The organism is Anaerovibrio lipolyticus, from assembly GCF_021531495.1.
Taxonomy (GTDB): domain Bacteria; phylum Bacillota; class Negativicutes; order Selenomonadales; family Selenomonadaceae; genus Anaerovibrio.
In genome coordinates this window covers 1-17,537 of record NZ_JADYTY010000023.1, presented here as the reverse complement: position 1 = coordinate 17,537, position 17,537 = coordinate 1, and the positions used below count along the sequence as shown (strand labels likewise).

General features: G+C 47.6%; 19 protein-coding genes. All 19 read right to left on the bottom strand.

Going from position 1 to position 17,537, the window contains the following annotated elements:
* Entirely contained in the window at positions 1-1,332 is a 1,332-nt protein-coding gene (der, locus tag I6E26_RS08295) for a ribosome biogenesis GTPase Der (protein WP_235321383.1), read from the bottom strand.
* The gene (locus I6E26_RS08290; RefSeq protein ID WP_235321382.1) at positions 1,325-2,734 is read right to left on the bottom strand and encodes a DUF512 domain-containing protein; all 1,410 of its coding nucleotides are present in this window, start codon (positions 2,732-2,734) and stop codon (positions 1,325-1,327) included. Before I6E26_RS08290 ends, der begins: the two co-directional genes overlap by 8 nt.
* Before the next feature lie 113 nt (positions 2,735-2,847).
* Positions 2,848-3,915: a 30S ribosomal protein S1 gene (gene rpsA / locus I6E26_RS08285; protein ID WP_235321398.1), complete on the bottom strand. Its 1,068-nt coding sequence runs from the start codon at positions 3,913-3,915 to the stop codon at positions 2,848-2,850.
* A 2-nt stretch (positions 3,916-3,917) separates the two neighbouring features.
* Positions 3,918-4,745, bottom strand: a complete 828-nt coding sequence (gene ispH / locus I6E26_RS08280; protein ID WP_235321381.1) for a 4-hydroxy-3-methylbut-2-enyl diphosphate reductase — start codon at positions 4,743-4,745, stop codon at positions 3,918-3,920.
* Positions 4,746-4,871: 126 nt separating this feature from the next.
* On the bottom strand, positions 4,872-5,468 hold the full coding sequence (locus I6E26_RS08275; RefSeq protein WP_235321380.1) for a lysophospholipid acyltransferase family protein: 597 nt from the start codon (positions 5,466-5,468) through the stop codon (positions 4,872-4,874).
* Between the two features lie 12 nt (positions 5,469-5,480).
* Complete coding sequence (gene cmk / locus I6E26_RS08270; protein WP_235321379.1) at positions 5,481-6,143, bottom strand: (d)CMP kinase; 663 nt, start codon at positions 6,141-6,143, stop codon at positions 5,481-5,483.
* 21 nt (positions 6,144-6,164) lie between these two features.
* Positions 6,165-7,469, bottom strand: coding sequence for a 3-phosphoshikimate 1-carboxyvinyltransferase (gene aroA / locus I6E26_RS08265; RefSeq protein ID WP_235321378.1), 1,305 nt, complete (start codon positions 7,467-7,469; stop codon positions 6,165-6,167).
* A 15-nt stretch (positions 7,470-7,484) separates the two neighbouring features.
* Positions 7,485-8,786 (bottom strand): NAD(P)/FAD-dependent oxidoreductase, encoded by a 1,302-nt coding sequence (locus I6E26_RS08260; RefSeq protein ID WP_235321397.1) that lies wholly within the window; start codon positions 8,784-8,786, stop codon positions 7,485-7,487.
* Positions 8,787-8,797: 11 nt separating this feature from the next.
* A complete protein-coding gene (locus I6E26_RS08255; RefSeq protein ID WP_235321377.1) occupies positions 8,798-9,529 on the bottom strand; it encodes a pseudouridine synthase in 732 nt (243 codons plus the stop codon).
* Between the two features lie 24 nt (positions 9,530-9,553).
* Positions 9,554-10,000, bottom strand: a complete 447-nt coding sequence (locus tag I6E26_RS08250; RefSeq protein ID WP_235321376.1) for a hypothetical protein — start codon at positions 9,998-10,000, stop codon at positions 9,554-9,556.
* Between the two features lie 71 nt (positions 10,001-10,071).
* Positions 10,072-10,629, bottom strand: a complete 558-nt coding sequence (gene folK / locus I6E26_RS08245; RefSeq protein ID WP_235321375.1) for a 2-amino-4-hydroxy-6-hydroxymethyldihydropteridine diphosphokinase — start codon at positions 10,627-10,629, stop codon at positions 10,072-10,074.
* Positions 10,630-10,633: 4 nt separating this feature from the next.
* Entirely contained in the window at positions 10,634-11,044 is a 411-nt protein-coding gene (gene folB / locus I6E26_RS08240) for a dihydroneopterin aldolase (RefSeq protein ID WP_235321374.1), read from the bottom strand.
* Positions 11,019-11,897 (bottom strand): dihydropteroate synthase, encoded by an 879-nt coding sequence (gene folP / locus I6E26_RS08235; protein WP_235321373.1) that lies wholly within the window; start codon positions 11,895-11,897, stop codon positions 11,019-11,021. Before folP ends, folB begins: the two co-directional genes overlap by 26 nt.
* Before the next feature lie 57 nt (positions 11,898-11,954).
* Positions 11,955-12,521 (bottom strand): GTP cyclohydrolase I, encoded by a 567-nt coding sequence (folE, locus tag I6E26_RS08230; RefSeq protein WP_235321372.1) that lies wholly within the window; start codon positions 12,519-12,521, stop codon positions 11,955-11,957.
* An 8-nt stretch (positions 12,522-12,529) separates the two neighbouring features.
* On the bottom strand, positions 12,530-13,627 hold the full coding sequence (gene queA / locus I6E26_RS08225; RefSeq protein WP_235321371.1) for a tRNA preQ1(34) S-adenosylmethionine ribosyltransferase-isomerase QueA: 1,098 nt from the start codon (positions 13,625-13,627) through the stop codon (positions 12,530-12,532).
* Between the two features lie 24 nt (positions 13,628-13,651).
* Positions 13,652-15,082 carry a SpoIID/LytB domain-containing protein gene (locus I6E26_RS08220; protein WP_235321370.1) on the bottom strand — a complete coding sequence of 477 codons (1,431 nt, stop codon included), beginning with the start codon at positions 15,080-15,082 and terminating at the stop codon, positions 13,652-13,654.
* Between the two features lie 14 nt (positions 15,083-15,096).
* Positions 15,097-15,714 carry an epoxyqueuosine reductase QueH gene (locus I6E26_RS08215; protein WP_235321369.1) on the bottom strand — a complete coding sequence of 206 codons (618 nt, stop codon included), beginning with the start codon at positions 15,712-15,714 and terminating at the stop codon, positions 15,097-15,099.
* Between the two features lie 6 nt (positions 15,715-15,720).
* Positions 15,721-16,737 (bottom strand): Holliday junction branch migration DNA helicase RuvB, encoded by a 1,017-nt coding sequence (gene ruvB / locus I6E26_RS08210; RefSeq protein ID WP_419179920.1) that lies wholly within the window; start codon positions 16,735-16,737, stop codon positions 15,721-15,723.
* 15 nt (positions 16,738-16,752) lie between these two features.
* Positions 16,753-17,364: a Holliday junction branch migration protein RuvA gene (ruvA, locus tag I6E26_RS08205; protein WP_235321368.1), complete on the bottom strand. Its 612-nt coding sequence runs from the start codon at positions 17,362-17,364 to the stop codon at positions 16,753-16,755.
* Positions 17,365-17,537 lie beyond the last annotated feature (173 nt).

Sequence of the window (17,537 nt, the reverse complement as noted above, 5' to 3'; positions counted from 1 at the left end):
TCAATAATCCTCCTCTTCCTTACGGCCCCGGACAATCAGCTTCAAAGGAGTTCCCTCAAAGCCAAAGCTTTCCCGAAGACGGTTTTCCAAGAAACGCAGATAGGAAAAATGCATTAACTCAGGATCATTAACAAAGACAATAAACTTTGGTGGCTGAATATCTGTCTGAGTCATAAAGAAAATCTTTAGCTGCTTGCCACGATGGGATGGTGGCGGATTAACGGATACGGCATCCCGAATCAATTCATTCAGCACGCTGGTCTGAATACGCATGGACTGCTGATCTGCCACATATTTTACCAGCTCCGTAATTCTATGAATACGCTGACCAGTCAAGGCAGAAGTATATACTACAGGAGCATACTGCAGGAAGCCGATTTCATCACGAAGATCCTCAGTAAACCGCAGGGTAGACTTGTCGTCCTTATCTGGGAATACATCCCATTTGTTTACCACAATAATAACGCCCTTGCCAGATTCATGGGCATAGCCGGCAATCTTCTTATCCTGCTCTGTAATGCCCTCCTCAGCGTTAATCACCATCAGCACTACATCAGCTCTATCCACAGCCCGCAGAGAACGCATAACGCTATAACGCTCAATAGCTTCATCAATCTTGCCACGACGGCGCATACCTGCTGTATCAATCAGCATAAATTTAATGCCATCGGTAACAAAATGGGTATCAATGGCATCTCTAGTAGTACCAGCCACATCGCTGACAATAACCCGGTTCTCACCAATCAGTGCATTAACAATAGAGGATTTGCCTACATTTGGACGGCCAATAACCGCAATGCTGATTTCATCCTCATCCTTGTCCTCACCAGTATTTTCTGGGAAAGCTGCCACTACCGTATCCAGCAAATCTCCCAAGCCAATGGAATTAGATGCAGCAATGCCAATAGGATCCCCCAGGCCAAGGCTGTAAAACTCATAGATAGCTGCCTCCAGCTGTGGGCTGTCTATCTTATTTACTGCTACAATAACAGGCTTTTTGGTATTCCGCAGCATACGGCCTACTTCCTCGTCAGCAGTAGTCAAACCAGAGCGGCCATCTACCACGAATACGATTACATCGGCCTCCTCCATAGCCACCAAGGCCTGCTGACGCATGGACTTAAGAATATGATCTGTATCCTCAAATTCAATACCGCCTGTATCTATCATGGTAAAATTATGATTCAGCCATTCAGCCTCCATATAAATACGATCACGAGTTACCCCCGGCATATCATCAACAATAGACACCCGCCTCTTGCCAATCTGATTAAAAAGAGTAGACTTGCCCACATTTGGGCGGCCTACAATAGCAACTATAGGCTTACTCATTTAACATTCCTCCTCTCTTGGTATAGGCTGCGTTGCTCTGCCACATATACGAAGCATTGCCTGCTCCTACACCGCTATAATTATGCCAATCAGCCAGAGCATTATAAAAATCATTACCCCCTGCCACAGTTTCTACCCGACAGGACAGGCTTTGGCAAAAGTCATCCAGACTTACATCATCCAAGAAAATATTATCACCAGTCCGCAGGGCAGATTCAGGAATCAAAATTCCATCCACCTGCTTATCAATGCCCTTAAGGCTTGACAGCATATCATGGGCTGTCAGCAAACCAGAAACATTAACAGTGGAACCAAAATGATTATTAACCACAGGCACCATTGTAATTTCAACCTTGGCCAGCTGGAGAGAATCTGCCAGCCTTTTCAACAGTGGCGCAATAGAAGTACCAGATACCACCGCCAGCTTAACAGGCTTACCATCGGCCTCTCTCTCCTCCTGCTGGGCCTCCTCAGCTGCCATTTTGAAATCCTCAATAAAACTTCTAGCCAGACCTATGCCGTTGTCCAGCTGAGGAAATCCATCATAATATTCTGCTGGTGGCAAAGGCCTGCCCGACAGTAAATAAAATTCATCAGACAGATAGATAAAGGTTCTGCCATCCTTGGCCCGCTGACGGATTTGATACTTCTCCACCTGATCCACCACTCGGGCAGCACTTTCCGCATCAAAGCTTTTCAGGGGATAACAATCCTGACGGAATTTGGTCAGCCCTACTGGCACTACTGCCATAGATTGGGCATAGGGCTGTCTAGCCATAATATCCTGAATGGATCTATCCAGCTCCGCCCCATCATTCAAATCTCGACACAAAACAATCTGAGTATGGTATTCAACATCGGCAGCCTCCAGCTTTTCCAGCTGGCTCATAAGGCGGTCTGCCGTCTTGCACCGCAGCATCTGCTTCCGCAGCTCTGGGTTGGTACATTGTACAGAAACAAACAAAGGGGAAAGATGATATTGCTTAATGCGCTGAAAATCCCTGTCTACCATATTGGTCAGGGTAATGAAATTGCCATACAAAAAGGACATACGATAGTCATCATCCTTGATATTCAGACTATCCCGCATATTAGGAGCTACCTGGTCTACAAAGCAAAAATAGCAGTTATTAGCACAATGTCTAATGCCGTCAAAAACAGCAGATTCAAACTCTACGCCCAGCTCCTCGTCATAATCCTTATCAAACTCAAAAAGCTCCTGCTGACCATCCTCATGCTCCACCAGCATCTCTACCTCTTCACAGGCAAAGGCAAAGCTGACATCTATAATATCCCGCAGCTTCATGCCATTGATTTCCAGAATCTTATCTCCCGGAACCAGCTCCAGCTCCTCTGCCAGACTCCCCTCCGGTACTGTCAATATTTTACCATACATTTTCATTGCTTACTATATCTTCTCCTGCCGGTCTAAACTGCCTGCACTATTTTCTAACTGTAAATAAGGAGTGATGTTACCACCACTCCTTACATAAAAATCTTTGTTTTTAGCAGATATTACTCTGCAGCCTCACCGTTGTTAGCCTTGGTAATGCTGAGGGAAATACGCTTTCTCTTCATATCAATGTGAAGAATCTTTACATTAACCTTCTGGTTCAGCTCAACAGCCTCGTCAGCACGGTTGATGCGCTTGGTTGCCAGCTCGCCCATAGGAATCAGGCCATCAAAGCCTGGCTCAATCTCCATGAATGCACCAAAGTCGGTGAGCTTAATGATAGTACCGCTGATAATGGAACCCTCAGTGTACTTCTCAGCCTTCTCCAACCAAGGATCTGGCATAGTCTCCTTAACGGAGAGGGAAATACGGCCAGCCTCTGGATCAATGTTCTTAACCTTAACCTGAAGAACCTGACCTTCCTGCAGAACATCAGATGGCTTCTTTACACGGCTCCAGGACAGATCGGAAATATGAGCCAAACCGTCTACACCGCCGATATCAATGAATGCACCGTAGTCAACCAGACGCTTTACAGTACCCTCAACTACATCACCCTCGTGAATAGTCTCGAATACCTTTGCGCGGCTAGCCTCACGCTCAGTCTCCAGAACCTGACGGCGGGACAGAACAAGACGCTGCTTGCGGATATCCAGCTCCAGTGGCAGAGCCTTTACAGTCTGACCAACATAGCTCTCCAAATCCTTTACATAGTGCAGATCTACCTGGGATGCAGGAATGAATGCACGAACACCCATTACACGAGCAACCAGACCGCCCTTAACAACCTGAGTAATCTCAGCATCAACAGGCTCTGCCTTCTCTACAATACCATCCAGTTCCTTCCAGCAAGCAAGGCGATCAGCCTTTACCTTGGAAACGACCAGACCATTCTCGCCGCCCTTGGAAACGACCAGAACTTCAATTACATCGTCAACCTTTACAACATCCTTAGCAGACTCAGGTGCTGGATCAGCCAGCTCATGCTTTGCAATAGGAACATCGTTCTTATTGCCCTTGATATTTACAATAGCTTCGTTGTCATTTACTGCAACTACTAAAGCATCTACCAAATCGTGCTCATTTATCTCCTTAATAGATTCTTCCTCAGCTGCTAACAGAGCTTCCATGTTCATTTCTTCTGACACTTCTCGTAAACCTCCTTGATAATCCAGTCAGGCGTAGATGCACCTGCTGTAATACCAATTTTTTTTATTGTAGCAAACCACTCGTCACAAACCTCATCAGCCGTTTCGATATGGTATGTTTTACACTTCTCTTGACAAAGCTGGGCCAGCTTTGTGGTGTTGGCACTATTTCTGCCCCCTACCACAATCATCATATCCACCTGGCCTGCCAGCTTGACAGCCGCCGCCTGGCGTTGATCTGTAGCGGTGCAGATAGTTCTCAGAATCCTTATATCCGAGGACCGCTCCAACATCTTGGACACAATCTTTTTAAATTTTGCTCCCGAAAAGGTTGTCTGGGATACAATACCCAGCCTGCCATACCGTGGCAAAGCATCTGCTTCCTCCTCAGTATTAACAGCAACCGCACCTTCTCCTGCCCATTCCAGAATACTGCGTACCTCAGGATGATTCTTATCTCCTACAATAACCACCTGATACCCATCATCTGCCAACTGCTTGGCAGCATTCTGAGCCTTTCTCACATGAGGACAGGTAGCATCCACCAGTCCCAGCCCCTTTTCCTCTATCTTTGCATAGACATGAGGGCCAACACCATGAGAACGGACAATTACTGTGCCAGACTGAATCTCATCCAGTGATTCGATTTTGCCAATTCCTTCCTCTGCCAGCCTAGCCACCATCTGGGGATTGTGAATTATAGATCCCAGTGTGTAGGAACAGGTATCAGGGGAAACAGAATCCTCAGCCAGCTGAATTGCTCTCTTTACTCCATAACAGAAGCCAAGATTTTCCGCTAAATAAACCTCCAAAAACTGTCACCTCAAATACAGATTAGAAATTGTTACTCAAAACACTCTGCCATTATATCATGAAATTTTATTATTGGCTATGCAATTTTTTCAAAATCACCAATTTTTTTGTGAAAAAAATATTTTTTAGGTATTTTTATCTAGCATAGACTGAACTCTGGCCATAATATCATTGGCAAATTCCGCCAGCGCTTCCTTGTCATTATGCTTCCCCTGAAAATAAACAGGCTCCCCAAAAATAATTTTTATCTGAGGCAATAAACTGCCCTTTTTGAAAATATTATTTGTATTGATAATAGCTGTTGGCACCACAGGCACCTTGCCCATAGCAGCCAGCAGAGCCACACCAGACTCAGCCTTACCCATACGGCCGGTTTTGCTGCGATGTCCCTCAGGAAAAACTCCCAGGCACAGGCCCTGCTTCAAAATCCCCAAGGCTGTCTTAATAGCAGCTCTATCTGCCGCCCCCCGCTTCACAGGAAAGGCATAGAGATTGCTGATAACAGCGCCGGCAATAGCAGGCTTAAACAGCTCCTCCTTGGCCATATAAGCCACTGGACGAGGCATATAAGTGCCTACCATAGGAGGATCCCAGTTGCTAAGATGATTAGCTGCCATAATCATGCCGCCAGTCATAGGCACATTCTCCTTGCCCAAAATCTTAGGCCTAAACAAAATGCCAAAGATAATTTGCAGGACAAATCTTAAAACCTTATAAAACATATACTTCTCCTTTTAGGCTTTTTTACATCTTTCCACAATAGCAGACACAACTTCTTCAATATTCATATGACTGGTATCCAAAAGCTCTGCATCAGGAGCCTGCACCAAAGGAGAAATTTTTCTCTCACTATCAGCCTTATCTCTAGCTGCAATATCCTTCTGCAGCTCCTCCAGCTTTACATCATAGCCCTTGGCCTGCATTTCCTTGAAACGGCGGCGGGCCCTCTCCTCAATAGAAGCCGTCAGGAAAATCTTTACATTGGCATTAGGCAATACGCTGGTAGCAATATCCCGGCCATCCATCAGCACATTACTCTGGCTAGCCATCTGGCGCTGCAGCTCCACCATCTTTACCCGGACAGGCCCCAAAGCTGCCACCTGGGAAACAATAGCTGTTACCTCTGGAGTACGAATTTCCCCAGTTACATCAGTGCCATCCACCTTGACCTGGGTTTTGCCATCAATATAGGACAGCTCTACCTGAATATCCTTCACCACATCCGCAATCAGTTCATCTGTAACAGGCTTCTTGGTCTGCAAGGTTTTCCAAGCCACAGCTCTATACATAGCACCGGTATCAATATAGGTGCAGTTCAGCTCCTTGGCTGCCAGCTGTGCCACAGTGCTTTTGCCTGCTCCAGCAGGCCCATCAATTGCTACAACAAGATTACTCATAATAATTCTCCCTTATCAATTTTATTTGTACAAACGATTCATTTCCTCATAGAAGCTTGGATAGGAAATATCAATGCAGTCAGGGTTTTCAATCTCCACACCCTGGCCAGCCATACCTGCCACAGCCAAGGTCATGGCAATGCGATGATCATCATAGCTAAAGCAGGTAGCCTGATGCCATTTCTCTGGGGAAGTGCCCTGAATAATCAAACCGTCCTCTGTAGCATCAATGCAAGGACACAGCTTGTTAAACTGGTCGCTAATAGCCTGAATACGGTCAGTTTCCTTTACTCTCAGCTCTCCAGCCCCGGTAATCACAGTCTTGCCCTCAGCCAGCATAGCTGCCACAGTCAAAACCGGAATTTCGTCAATAAGGCGAGGCATAATATCCGCCCCAAAGCTGGTGCCATGAAGCTTAGAACTGCGTACAAAAATATCAGCCACTGGCTCGCTGCCGCTGTTGCGCTGGTTTTGCAGGGTAATATCTGCCCCCATAGCCTGCAGAACATCCAATATACCAGTACGGGTAGGATTAATGCCCACATTCTTCAACAGCAATTCGCTATGAGGAATTACAGAAGCAGCCACCAGCCAGAAAGCAGCAGAGCTAATATCTCCCGGCACCAGGATTTCCTCTGGGGCAATTAGCTTATCCTGAGCCTCAATGCTAATAGCAGTTCCCTGATAGCCCAGCTTAACACCAAAGGATTCCAGCATCAGCTCCGTATGATTACGGGAGGTATACGGCTCTACCACAGTAGTAGTGCCATTGGCAAAAAGACCTGCCAGCAAAATAGCAGACTTTACCTGAGCACTGGCCACTGGCATATCATAGGTAATCCCCTCCAAGGCCTTAGCTGTAGGCACAATGGTAATAGGCAGCCTGGTATTTTCTGCCCGGCCTACAATATTGGCACCCATCATGGACAAAGGTTTAATAACCCGTCCCATAGGCCGTTTGTGCAGAGAACTGTCCCCAGTAAAAACAGAAACGAATTTCTGTGGTGCCAGCATACCCATCATCAGCCGCAGGGTAGTACCAGAATTTCCTGCATCCAGCACTGTAGCTGGCTCCTGTAGTCCATGTAGGCCATTACCCTTGACAATCAGCTCTGTAGGACCCAGAAAATCCACCTGAGCCCCCAAGGCCTGCATCACTCCCGCTGTAGACAGACAGTCTGCGGAAGGCAGAAAATTGGTAATATGCACCGGAGTATCCCCCAGGGCCGCAAACATTACACTGCGATGGGAAACGGATTTATCTCCCGGTATAATCAACTCACCCTGCAAACCATGAGAAATTTTACCAATAATTTTATTTGCCATACGCCAAGCTCCTTTTTAATTATTCCAAACGCTCCAGTTACCAGCAGCAGCCCCCATAGAAAAAGCTGCCTGCAGATTGTAGCCACCAGTGTATCCATCAATATCCAAGGTTTCCCCGGCAAAATACAAGCCCTTTACCAGCTTGGATTCCATAGTCTTAGGATCAATCTCCTTCACATCCACCCCTCCAGCCGTAACAATAGCCTCTGCAATAGGCCTGGTACCGCTGATAATCATAGGCAGGCATTTCAGCACCTCAGCCAATTTGCGGCGTTCCTCTCTGGTAATAGTATGTACCGGTCTATCCGGCTTCAAATAGGCCGCATCCAGCACCGGCTCAATCAAACGGCCCGGCAGCAAATCCCGCATACCGTTTTTGATTTCCTTGTTTTGATATTTTTCAAAATCCCGCAACAGCCTTGCATCCAGCTGTTCCATAGTCAAGGCAGGCTTCAAATCCAGCTCCAACTCCACAAACCGGCCTTTATCCAGTTCCTGAGCTGCCTGTCGGCTGAGGGACAAAACAATAGGACCGCTAACACCAAAATGAGTAAAAAGCATTTCCCCAAACATATCGGAAATCTTTTCCCCCTCAGACAAAAGAGCAGCCCGGACATTTTTCAAAGCCAGTCCCTGCAGCTCCTTGACCCATTCATCCTCTGTTTCCAAAGGCACCAAGGCAGGCAGCTGTTTCACCACCCGATGGCCCAGCCTAACCGCCCAGCGGCTGCCATCTCCTGTAGATCCAGTACCGGGATAGGACATACCACCAGTAGCAACAATCACACTATGGCCTTGATACTCCCTGCCATCAGCCAATTTTACTCCTACAGCCCGCTGGCTATGACTGTCCTCTTTCTGCACAGCCTTCTCCAGCCCATCACTCCCTGAAGCCTCCATGTCCTCAGTAAGAATCTCCGTTACTCTAGCATCTGTAATTAGCTTCACCCCTAATTCATGAAGCTGAAGCACCATGGCATCTACCACATCTGCTGCCTTATCGCTAACAGGAAAAACCCTGCCTCCCCGCTCTACCTTGGTAGGCACTCCCAAGGTCAGGAAGAACAGCTGTACATCCTCATTATCATAGGCCTTAAGACAGCTATAAAGGAATTTGCCGTTTCCCGGTATATTCCGAATCAGCTCCTGCTTCTCTGCCACATTGGTAATATTACAGCGCCCCTTGCCAGTAATCAGCATTTTCTTGCCGGGACGATTCATCTTTTCCAGCAGGACAACCTCTGCCCCATTTTCCGCCGCCTTAATAGCAGCCATCATGCCAGCAGGGCCAGCCCCTACCACAATAACCTTATCCACATTTTCCATAATTATTTCTGCACTCCTGCAAATTTTTTCAACGCTGCTACTTCCTCCGGTTTCAGCTGCCGATAACTGCCAGGAGCCACTCCCTGCAAATCCAGCCCGGCAAAGCCAACCCGGCGGAGTTTCAGCACTTTATGGCCCACAGCCTGCAGCATACGCCTTACCTGACGATTCCGCCCCTCGTGAATGGTTAGCTGTACCAGGCAGGAGCTATTATCCTTGGCCTGCTTCAACAGCTTCACCTGGGCAGGAGCAGTCATGCCATCCTCCAGCAGAATCCCCTCTGCCAGCTTTTGCAGCTGCCCCTGCTTCACCACTCCCTGAGCCTGGGCAATATAGGTTTTGTCAATCTCATAGCTAGGATGCAGCAGGCCATTCATCATTTCCCCGTCATTTGTCAAAATCAACAGGCCCTCTGTATCATAATCCAACCGGCCCACAGGATAAATATACTCCTTCACCTCTGGCAAAAGCTCCACCACAGTTTTTCGGCCTCGATCATCCTTCACAGCAGAAATATATCCCTGAGGCTTGTTTAGCAGAAAATACAGCCGAGGCACAGCCAGCTGCAATACCTGTCCATCTATGGCAATTTCATCCTGACCAGCCTCGGCCTGAACTCCCAGCTCTGTTACCACCTGTCCGTTAAGCTGAACCCGGCCAGCCAGAATCATCCGCTCCGCTTCCCGGCGGGAGGCTGCCCCTGCTCTGCTTATAATCTTCTGCAAACGCTCCATATTACACCTCAAAAAAATTTATATTTAGCCAAAAAAACTATAAAGTAAATAAGCTATCATGGCTACTACAACCACCACAGACAAGAATGGCAAAGCCACAAAAAGCAAAAAGGCCAAGACCGCAGCTGCCACCAAGCCCCCAATAATCCGATACTTCCAGCTTTTACCCAAGGAAGTACTCCGGCCTAGATTAACACTGAAAATCCTAGGGCCTCGGCCCCTGCCATAGGTGCGGTAGCCTTGACTATAGCCTTGATAGCCCTGCTTCTGCTGTCTATTGCTATTATCCTCATAAACCCTATCAAAGCTCTCCGGTCTAGTGCTCTGCTTCTGACCAGCTCTGGCCTTTCCTTGAGGCTGTTCCTCCTCCAGAACCTCCTCAATGGTAACGTCATCATAATTGGCCTCATCCTCATAGGTCATAAGACGAACCTCTTCCTTATTGGTTTTATTCTCATGAACATCTGCCATCTAATTACACCTCGCTTTATTCCTCATCTGCAGCCCAACAGCATACAGATATTTTCTCTCTTCAACCTACACTAATTCGTGACCAGGCTGACAATATTTTCCTTGTCTGGCAAACTGTGGCAAATCTCCATAGCCCTTTTGCCATTGGCCAAGACCAGCTGTGGAGCAATCTCCGCCAAAGGTACCATGACAAAGGCCCTTTCCAGCATATAGGGATGGGGCAGCTGCAGTTCCTCTGTATCCATCATCAACAAAGGACATGCCAACTCAGAGCTATCCAACAAAGCCTCAATAGCCTGTCTGCCACTCTCCAGCTCATTTATGCTCTGGACACACAGTATATCCACATCAATGGTTCTGGCTCCCCAATGCTCATGGCGAACCCGGCCCAGATTCTTTTCAATCCTCTGACAGCCATGCAAGAACTCCACAGGAACCAGCTTACTAACAATTACTACAGCACAATTAATAAAAGCTGGCTGATCCAGCTTCCCCCAGGGAGGAGTTTCATACATCTGGGAAACCCTGATGATTTCACCCTGCTGTCCCAGAGCCTCAACAGCCTTGCCAATAGTGGCCAGCCTATCTCCCAGATTGGCTCCCAAACTGAGATAATAAATATATTTCATATTTCTATCTTTCCAATGTTACAGACACATCATGAAAAATCCCTGCAATCGGCGCTCCCGGCTTGTGCACCGTAATTTTCAGCCCCTGCAGCAGTGGATAGCTGTTTTTCAATTTCTGAGCTGCCGCCTCTGCCACCGCCTCTATGGTCTTAAAGGCAGGGCCTTCCACCACAGCCTTTACCACCTCATAGGCCTGAGCATAATTAATGCTGGCAGATAAATCATCCCCAGCTCCCGCCTGATGCAAATCCAGATAAAGCTCCAAATCCACCAGAAACCGCTGGCCTAATTTGTTTTCCTCGGCCAAAGCTCCATGATAGCCAAAAAACTCCATGCCTGTTAATTTTATATTATCCATGCCAAATTCCTTTAAAACTTCCTTAGGCCTCTTATCTGCCTGTGGCCAAAATCGCATCGGTAATCCTGCACATTCTGCTAATAGGCAGTACATCGTGCACCCGCATGATTTCACAGCCCTTGGTTATACCCAGCACACAGGTAGCTCCTGTAGGCTCCATTCTATCCTCCACTGGCAAATCCAAGGTATTGCCAATAAAGCTCTTGCGGCTGGTGCCCAGAAGCAATGGATACCTATGACCAGCAAACTTCTTCAGCTCCTGCAGACGGTTCATAACCTCCAGATTTCCCTCTACATCCTTGCCAAAACCAATGCCCGGATCCAAAATAATATTTTCCTGCTTTACCCCGGCCTTACAGGCAATATCTATGCTACGCTGGAAAAAAGCCCGCATACTGTCAATAATATCACCCTTGTACACCTTGGAATCCCGATTGTGCATAACCACCACAGGCAAATCATATTCAGCAGCCACCTTGGCCATTTCTCCCGGCTCCTCTGCATATTGCAGGCCCCAGATATCATTCAGCATATGTACCCCCTGCTCTGCCGCATAAGCTGCCGTTTCAGCCTTAAAGGTATCAATGGACACAGGCACCGGACAGGCTGGCAATACAGCCTCCAAGAACGGCTTTAACCGCTCTATCTCTTCCTTAGCCGACATGGTAACAAAGCCTGGACGGCTGGATTCTGCCCCAATATCAATAATATCAGCACCATTTACCACCATTTCCAGCATATGCTGAACAGCTCTATCTACACTGTTCCACTTGCCACCATCGGAAAAGGAATCCGGGGTTACATTCAAAATCCCCATAATCAAAGTTTTTTTGCCAATAGTCAGTGTCTTGCCATCCTGCCAGCTATACTCTCTCTCCTCTGGATACATAACCTGCTGATTCTTCTGCATTTATGAGCCTCCCTTAACTCCCTTAATCAAATATCTTGCTCCGGCGCAAATAGCCTATTAGTTGTCCTGTCCCAACAGCATCCATGCCTGATGATACAATTCACTATTCTCTGCAAAACAGCCCCGGCTGGCAGAGGTCAAAGTAGTGGTGCCATTAGCCATATCTCCCCGCATGGTCATACACAGCTGCTGAGCCTCTACCACCACCAGCACCCCCTGAGCCTGAATCCCATCTACAATGCTCTGGGCAATCTGCTCCGTCAGCCGTTCCTGCAGCTGAGGGCGGTGGGAAAGCAATTCCACCAGCTTGGTAAACTTGCTAAACCCAGCCACCAGACCATTGCCTGGCTTGTAAGCCAAGGATACCCGGCCAAAAAAAGGCACCAGATGATGCTCGCACATGGAATAAAAAGGAATATTCTTTACCGCCACAATGCTATCATTTTCTGCTGGAAACAGCTCTCCCCATATATGCTTAGTGTCCTTGCCCAAGCCGTTAAACAAATAGGCATACATATCCGCCACCCGCTGAGGAGTTTTCTCCATATCCAGCTCAATCAAATCCAGTCCCAGAGCCTCCAAAAAACTGTGGATAGCCTCTCCGGCCTTTTCCTTATCTACCATCTTGGTTATCACTCCCCGCCGTCAGTATGGGCCTGAGAAATTTCATCCTTGCTATTTTCCATTCTATCCTTTGCCAGAGCCTGCCTCTTAATCAGCATAGCATCACCAAAGGAGAAGAAACGATATTTTTCCTCCACTGCTGTCCTATAAGCATCCAGCACAAATTCCCTGCCAGCAAAGGCACTAATCAGCATAATCAAAGTGGATTTTGGCAAATGGAAATTAGTCACAATACCATCCACCAGCTTGAACTCATAGCCGGGATAAATAAAAATCCCGGTCCAGCCAGATTTGCCACTGATTTTTCCTACCCCATCAGCAGCAGACTCCAAAGTACGGATAGAGGTAGTACCTACCGCAATAACCCTTTTGCCTGCAGCCTTGGTAGCCAAAATCAAATCCGCCACCTCCTGACTAATGCTGTAATACTCCTTGTGCATAACATGGTCCTCAATATTCTCCACATTTACAGGACGGAAGGTGCCCAGTCCCACATGTAGAGTGACAAAGCCCAGATTTACACCATAGTCTTTCAGCTCCTGCAGCTGTTCCTTGGTAAAATGCAGACCAGCTGTAGGGGCAGCAGCCGAGCCTTGCTCCTTGGAATATACCGTCTGATACCGCTCCTTGTCTGCCAACTTTTCGTGAATATATGGAGGCAAAGGTGTCTCTCCCAATCTATCTAAAATCTCCTCAAAGATACCCTCATACTGGAATTTTACAATGCGCCCGCCAAAATCCGTATGGTCCGTAACAGTGCAGGCCAGCTCATCACTAAATCTGATAACCTGCCCAATCTGCGCCTTCCGGCCTGGCTTCACCAAAGTTTCCCAGGTATCCCCATCAATACGCCGCAGAAGGAAAACCTCCACCTTGCCGCCGGTACCATCACGCCAGCCCAGCAATCTAGCTGGCATAACTCTGGTATCATTCATAATCAAGGTATCCCCAGGCTCCAGATATTCCTTCAAATCATAAAAATGTTTATGCTCAATGGTTTTCTCCACTGGGTCCAGCACCATCATCCTGGATGAATTTCTTGGCTCCACCGGAGTCTGGGCAATAAGCTCCTCTGGCAGATGATAATCAAATTCTGATAATTGCATTTCTATCTCCAAACTATCTAAAAATTAGTAAATTTCCTGAATAATTACATTGGTGTAATAATGATGCAGGATTACATCATAGCTGCTGCCGGCTGCCGCCATAGCATTAGCACCATATTGAGCCATGCCTAGGCCGTGGCCAAAGCCATGTCCCTCAAAAACCACATTATCCACACCCTGCAGCTTCATAATGCCATCATTCATAGCTGCCGGCTTGGCATCAATGGTTTTACCATCTGAGGCAGTAACTTTTTTCTTTCCTTTAGCTGGCACCTGCACACTACGCTCTGTCCGCACATTAAACATAGCACTTTTCAGGCCAAAAATCCGTCTGGCCTGCTCTCCTGTAAGGGTTATCTCTCCATTAGTGCCGATAAACTTCACCCCATAGGCCCGGCCAGAGGCAGACCTGCCAGTAACAGATCCGCTGGAGGATATAGGCACCAGAGCAATACTCTTGAGATTACCTACCTCCTTGCCAGCCGAAGCCAGCTTTTTCTCCACCTGCACCACAGTAAATTTGCTGGTCCAGTTGTGATAAGGTGACTTGCTGTCATCATCGGTTACAGAGCGGAGATAAGGCAGATAATTCCCCCACACATCCTCGCTGTTTTCCGTAGCACCACCGGAGGAAGCATGAAAAGCTGCATATATAGGCTGATTATTATACTGCATTATCTGGCCATATGTTTCATCCACAGCCTGATTGGTAGTGGTAGTTTCCGCAGCAGTACCGCTGTACACCTGACAATGACTGGAACTGCACAAATCATAACCGCTGCTGGCAGTATGTCCCTTGCCCTTATTGTACAAAGCAAAGGTACGGGCTGCCACAGCCTGAGCTTTCAAGGCCTCTGGCTGCCAGCTGGGAGACATTTCAGAAGGCAGTACCCCCTTTGCATAATCCTCTAAGGAAACTATATTCAGCACCTGAATCCCACTGCCATCATAAACCAGCCGCAGCTGTCCCCGATAGCTAGAGCCATTGTAAACAACCTGCTGGCCCTTCCCGGTACGCAGGGTAATAATTCTGCTAGCCAGCTTTTCCCCATTTAGGTATACAGCTCCCCCGGAAATTTTCACCTCGGCAGAAACATTAGCCGGCATTTTTCTCAGTACCTTGCCTCCATTGCCATCCACCAGCTCAAAATCGCCGCTGGCAGATACCTTGACCGAAGAAAGACTCTCCCCCAGCATAACACTGAGCATGGTAACTGTGGTTTTCTTGCTTTTATCCAGCTTCTGTACACTTTTGCCATCCTTGGTGGTTACAGCACCACTGCCACCTTCCTGATTCTTCACATTCCAATCTGGAGTTTTAGGCGGGTTGTTGCCTGCCCCTGGACGAAGCACACCAATACCTGCGCTGGCCACCCCGGCATTAATGGTCAACAAAATCCCCAAGGAGCCTGCCACCAGTGCCGGCATATATTTTCTCAATCTCTTCCCTAGCATCCCTATACCGCCTTTCAGCTATTTATCCCCATCTGCTCTGCTTCCAATCTAGCCCGCTTCTTGGCCTTGTTAGCCTTTTTTCTCGCCTTGCGAATGGCCCTGCTATAGCGTTCCTCCTCACTAAAGATACATCCACAGTAAGGCTGGCGATATAGCTCCAGCTCCTGGCTTATATCTATGCCCTCCTGCCAGCCGGGACGGAAATCCTCATAGTAGAACTCCACCCCATATAGCTTGGCAAAATGCTCTGCTGTTTCCTTCATCAACTCATGCTGCTGATAAATACTGTAAAACAAAGTAGAAGTAAAAGCATCAAAGCCCTGCTCCGCTGCAAATCTGGCAGTTTCCTCCAACCGCCAGGTATAGCACATACGACAGCGGCCATTTTCCACTGCTTCCGCCGCCAAGGCCCGCCGAAGAAAATCCCTTAGACGATAATTGTCATCATCATACATTTTCATATCCACCTTGGCCGCAAATTCCCTGGCGGTCTTTAGGCGCATATCCCATTCCTTGTAGGGATGAATATTGGGATTAAAGAAATACCCCACAGGCTCTATACCCTCCTGCCGCAGCTTTTTTACTGGGTAGCAGGAGCAAGGGCCGCAGCACATATGCAATAACAAATTCATTTATTCTCAAACCTCCGGATAAGGAACCCCCATATGCTCATAGCCAGCTCTAGTTACCACCCGTCCTTTTGGGGTACGGTTAATAAAACCCTGCTGCAGCAAATAAGGCTCATAAACATCCTCTATGGTATCCCGTTCCTCGCTGGTGGCTGCCGCCAAAGTATCCAGGCCCACCGGCCCCCCAGCAAACTTACTGATCATAGTATCCAGCATACGCCTGTCTGTATGATCAAGACCTATCTTGTCCACCTCCAGCCGTTGGAGAGAAGCATCCGCAATAGCATCTGTAATTACACCGTCACCAGTAATCTGGGCAAAATCCCTTACTCTCTTTAGCAATCTATTGGCAATACGAGGGGTACCTCTGGAACGGCGGGCAATCTCCCAGGCTCCCTTGTCCTCAATAGGAATCTGCAAAATCTCCGCTGCTCTTTTTACAATCAACACCAAATCCTCTGGCTCATAGTATTCCAAGCGGGATATAACACCGAATCTATCCCGCAAAGGCCCAGCCAGAGAGCCAGCCTTGGTGGTAGCCCCAATCAAGGTAAAGGGAGCCAAATCCAAGCGGATGGAGCGGGCACTAGGCCCCTTGCCAATAACAATATCCAGCGCAAAGTCCTCCATAGCAGAATAGAGAACCTCCTCCACATTCCGGGAAAGACGATGGATTTCATCAATGAACAAAACATCCCTTTCTCCCAGATTGGTTAAAAGAGCCGCCAAATCTCCTGCATGGTTAATGGCAGGCCCAGAGGTTACGCGGAAATTCACCCCCAGCTCATTGGCAATAATACCCGCCAAGGTGGTTTTACCCAAGCCAGGGGGGCCATAGAACAGCACATGATCCAAGGCATCTCCTCGAGACATAGCCGCCTTGATAAAAATATCCAGATTATCCTTAACCTTCTTCTGGCCAATATATTCCCGCAAATGCTTTGGCCTCAGGCTATATTGCCAATCATCCCCATTCTGAGCATTGGTATCTACCACCCGCTCCTGAGCAAAGTCACCGTAATTAATTTCCTCCAACCTCTATCACCTCCCTGACAATTCCTTCAAGGCAAATTTAATTACTGCCTGTACATCCTGATCTGCCTTTAGCTTGGTACATTTTTCCAAAACAGGAGCCAGCTGCTGAGGATTGTAGCCCAGACTCTGGAGAGCTGCCGCCGCCTCGGCTACAACCCCTTCCCCAATATCCGGCATACCAAAGAAATCCTCCAAGGTTTCCACCTCTCCGGCATCTGCAAAATGCAGCTTATCCTTCAGCTCCACAATCATTCGCTCCGCAGACTTTTTTCCGATTCCCGGCAGCTTGGTAAGCACCGAAGCCTGCTTTTTCTGAATGGCCTGACAAAGCTTAGCCGGAGTAATGGCACCAATAATTCCCAAGGCTACCTTAGGTCCAATACCGCTTACTGTAAGCAAAAGCTGAAACAGATCATATTCCTCCTGAGAATAAAAGCCATAAAGCTGAATGGCATCCTCCCTAACAGCCGTATGGGTAAACAGGGTTGCTTCCTCCCCCAAATGCAGCTGCTGGTGGGTATTGCCAGCAATATATACACGATAGCCTACTCCATTAACATCCAGCAGGCAGATATCAGACAGCAGATAGGCCACTGTACCACGCAAAAATCCAATCATCTTACTACCTCTAACAAACAAACTATATCATCTAATTGTATCATTACCAGACTTCTATTTCAATATAAAAGATAGTATACGGCCTAATCAGGCCATATACTCAGATTGTTGACAAACTAGCATAAGGCACTCCATTCATGGTAAAATATTATTATGATTGAGGTGTTTTTATG

What these genes read in the sequence shown, in the direction of transcription:
- folK (WP_235321375.1), bottom strand. Translation starts at nt 10,629, where the DNA reads ATGAAATATATTTATTATCTCAGTTTGGGAGCCAATCTGGGAGATAGG.
- I6E26_RS08220 (WP_235321370.1), bottom strand. Translation starts at nt 15,082, where the DNA reads ATGCTAGGGAAGAGATTGAGAAAATATATGCCGGCACTGGTGGCAGGC.
- cmk (WP_235321379.1), bottom strand. Translation starts at nt 6,143, where the DNA reads ATGAGTAATCTTGTTGTAGCAATTGATGGGCCTGCTGGAGCAGGCAAA.
- queA (WP_235321371.1), bottom strand. Translation starts at nt 13,627, where the DNA reads ATGCAATTATCAGAATTTGATTATCATCTGCCAGAGGAGCTTATTGCC.
- I6E26_RS08290 (WP_235321382.1), bottom strand. Translation starts at nt 2,734, where the DNA reads ATGAAAATGTATGGTAAAATATTGACAGTACCGGAGGGGAGTCTGGCA.
- aroA (WP_235321378.1), bottom strand. Translation starts at nt 7,469, where the DNA reads ATGGCAAATAAAATTATTGGTAAAATTTCTCATGGTTTGCAGGGTGAG.
- folB (WP_235321374.1), bottom strand. Translation starts at nt 11,044, where the DNA reads ATGCGATTTTGGCCACAGGCAGATAAGAGGCCTAAGGAAGTTTTAAAG.
- I6E26_RS08250 (WP_235321376.1), bottom strand. Translation starts at nt 10,000, where the DNA reads ATGGCAGATGTTCATGAGAATAAAACCAATAAGGAAGAGGTTCGTCTT.
- ruvA (WP_235321368.1), bottom strand. Translation starts at nt 17,364, where the DNA reads ATGATTGGATTTTTGCGTGGTACAGTGGCCTATCTGCTGTCTGATATC.
- I6E26_RS08275 (WP_235321380.1), bottom strand. Translation starts at nt 5,468, where the DNA reads ATGTTTTATAAGGTTTTAAGATTTGTCCTGCAAATTATCTTTGGCATT.
- der (WP_235321383.1), bottom strand. Translation starts at nt 1,332, where the DNA reads ATGAGTAAGCCTATAGTTGCTATTGTAGGCCGCCCAAATGTGGGCAAG.
- I6E26_RS08215 (WP_235321369.1), bottom strand. Translation starts at nt 15,714, where the DNA reads ATGAATTTGTTATTGCATATGTGCTGCGGCCCTTGCTCCTGCTACCCA.
- folE (WP_235321372.1), bottom strand. Translation starts at nt 12,521, where the DNA reads ATGGTAGATAAGGAAAAGGCCGGAGAGGCTATCCACAGTTTTTTGGAG.
- folP (WP_235321373.1), bottom strand. Translation starts at nt 11,897, where the DNA reads ATGCAGAAGAATCAGCAGGTTATGTATCCAGAGGAGAGAGAGTATAGC.
- rpsA (WP_235321398.1), bottom strand. Translation starts at nt 3,915, where the DNA reads ATGGAAGCTCTGTTAGCAGCTGAGGAAGAATCTATTAAGGAGATAAAT.
- I6E26_RS08255 (WP_235321377.1), bottom strand. Translation starts at nt 9,529, where the DNA reads ATGGAGCGTTTGCAGAAGATTATAAGCAGAGCAGGGGCAGCCTCCCGC.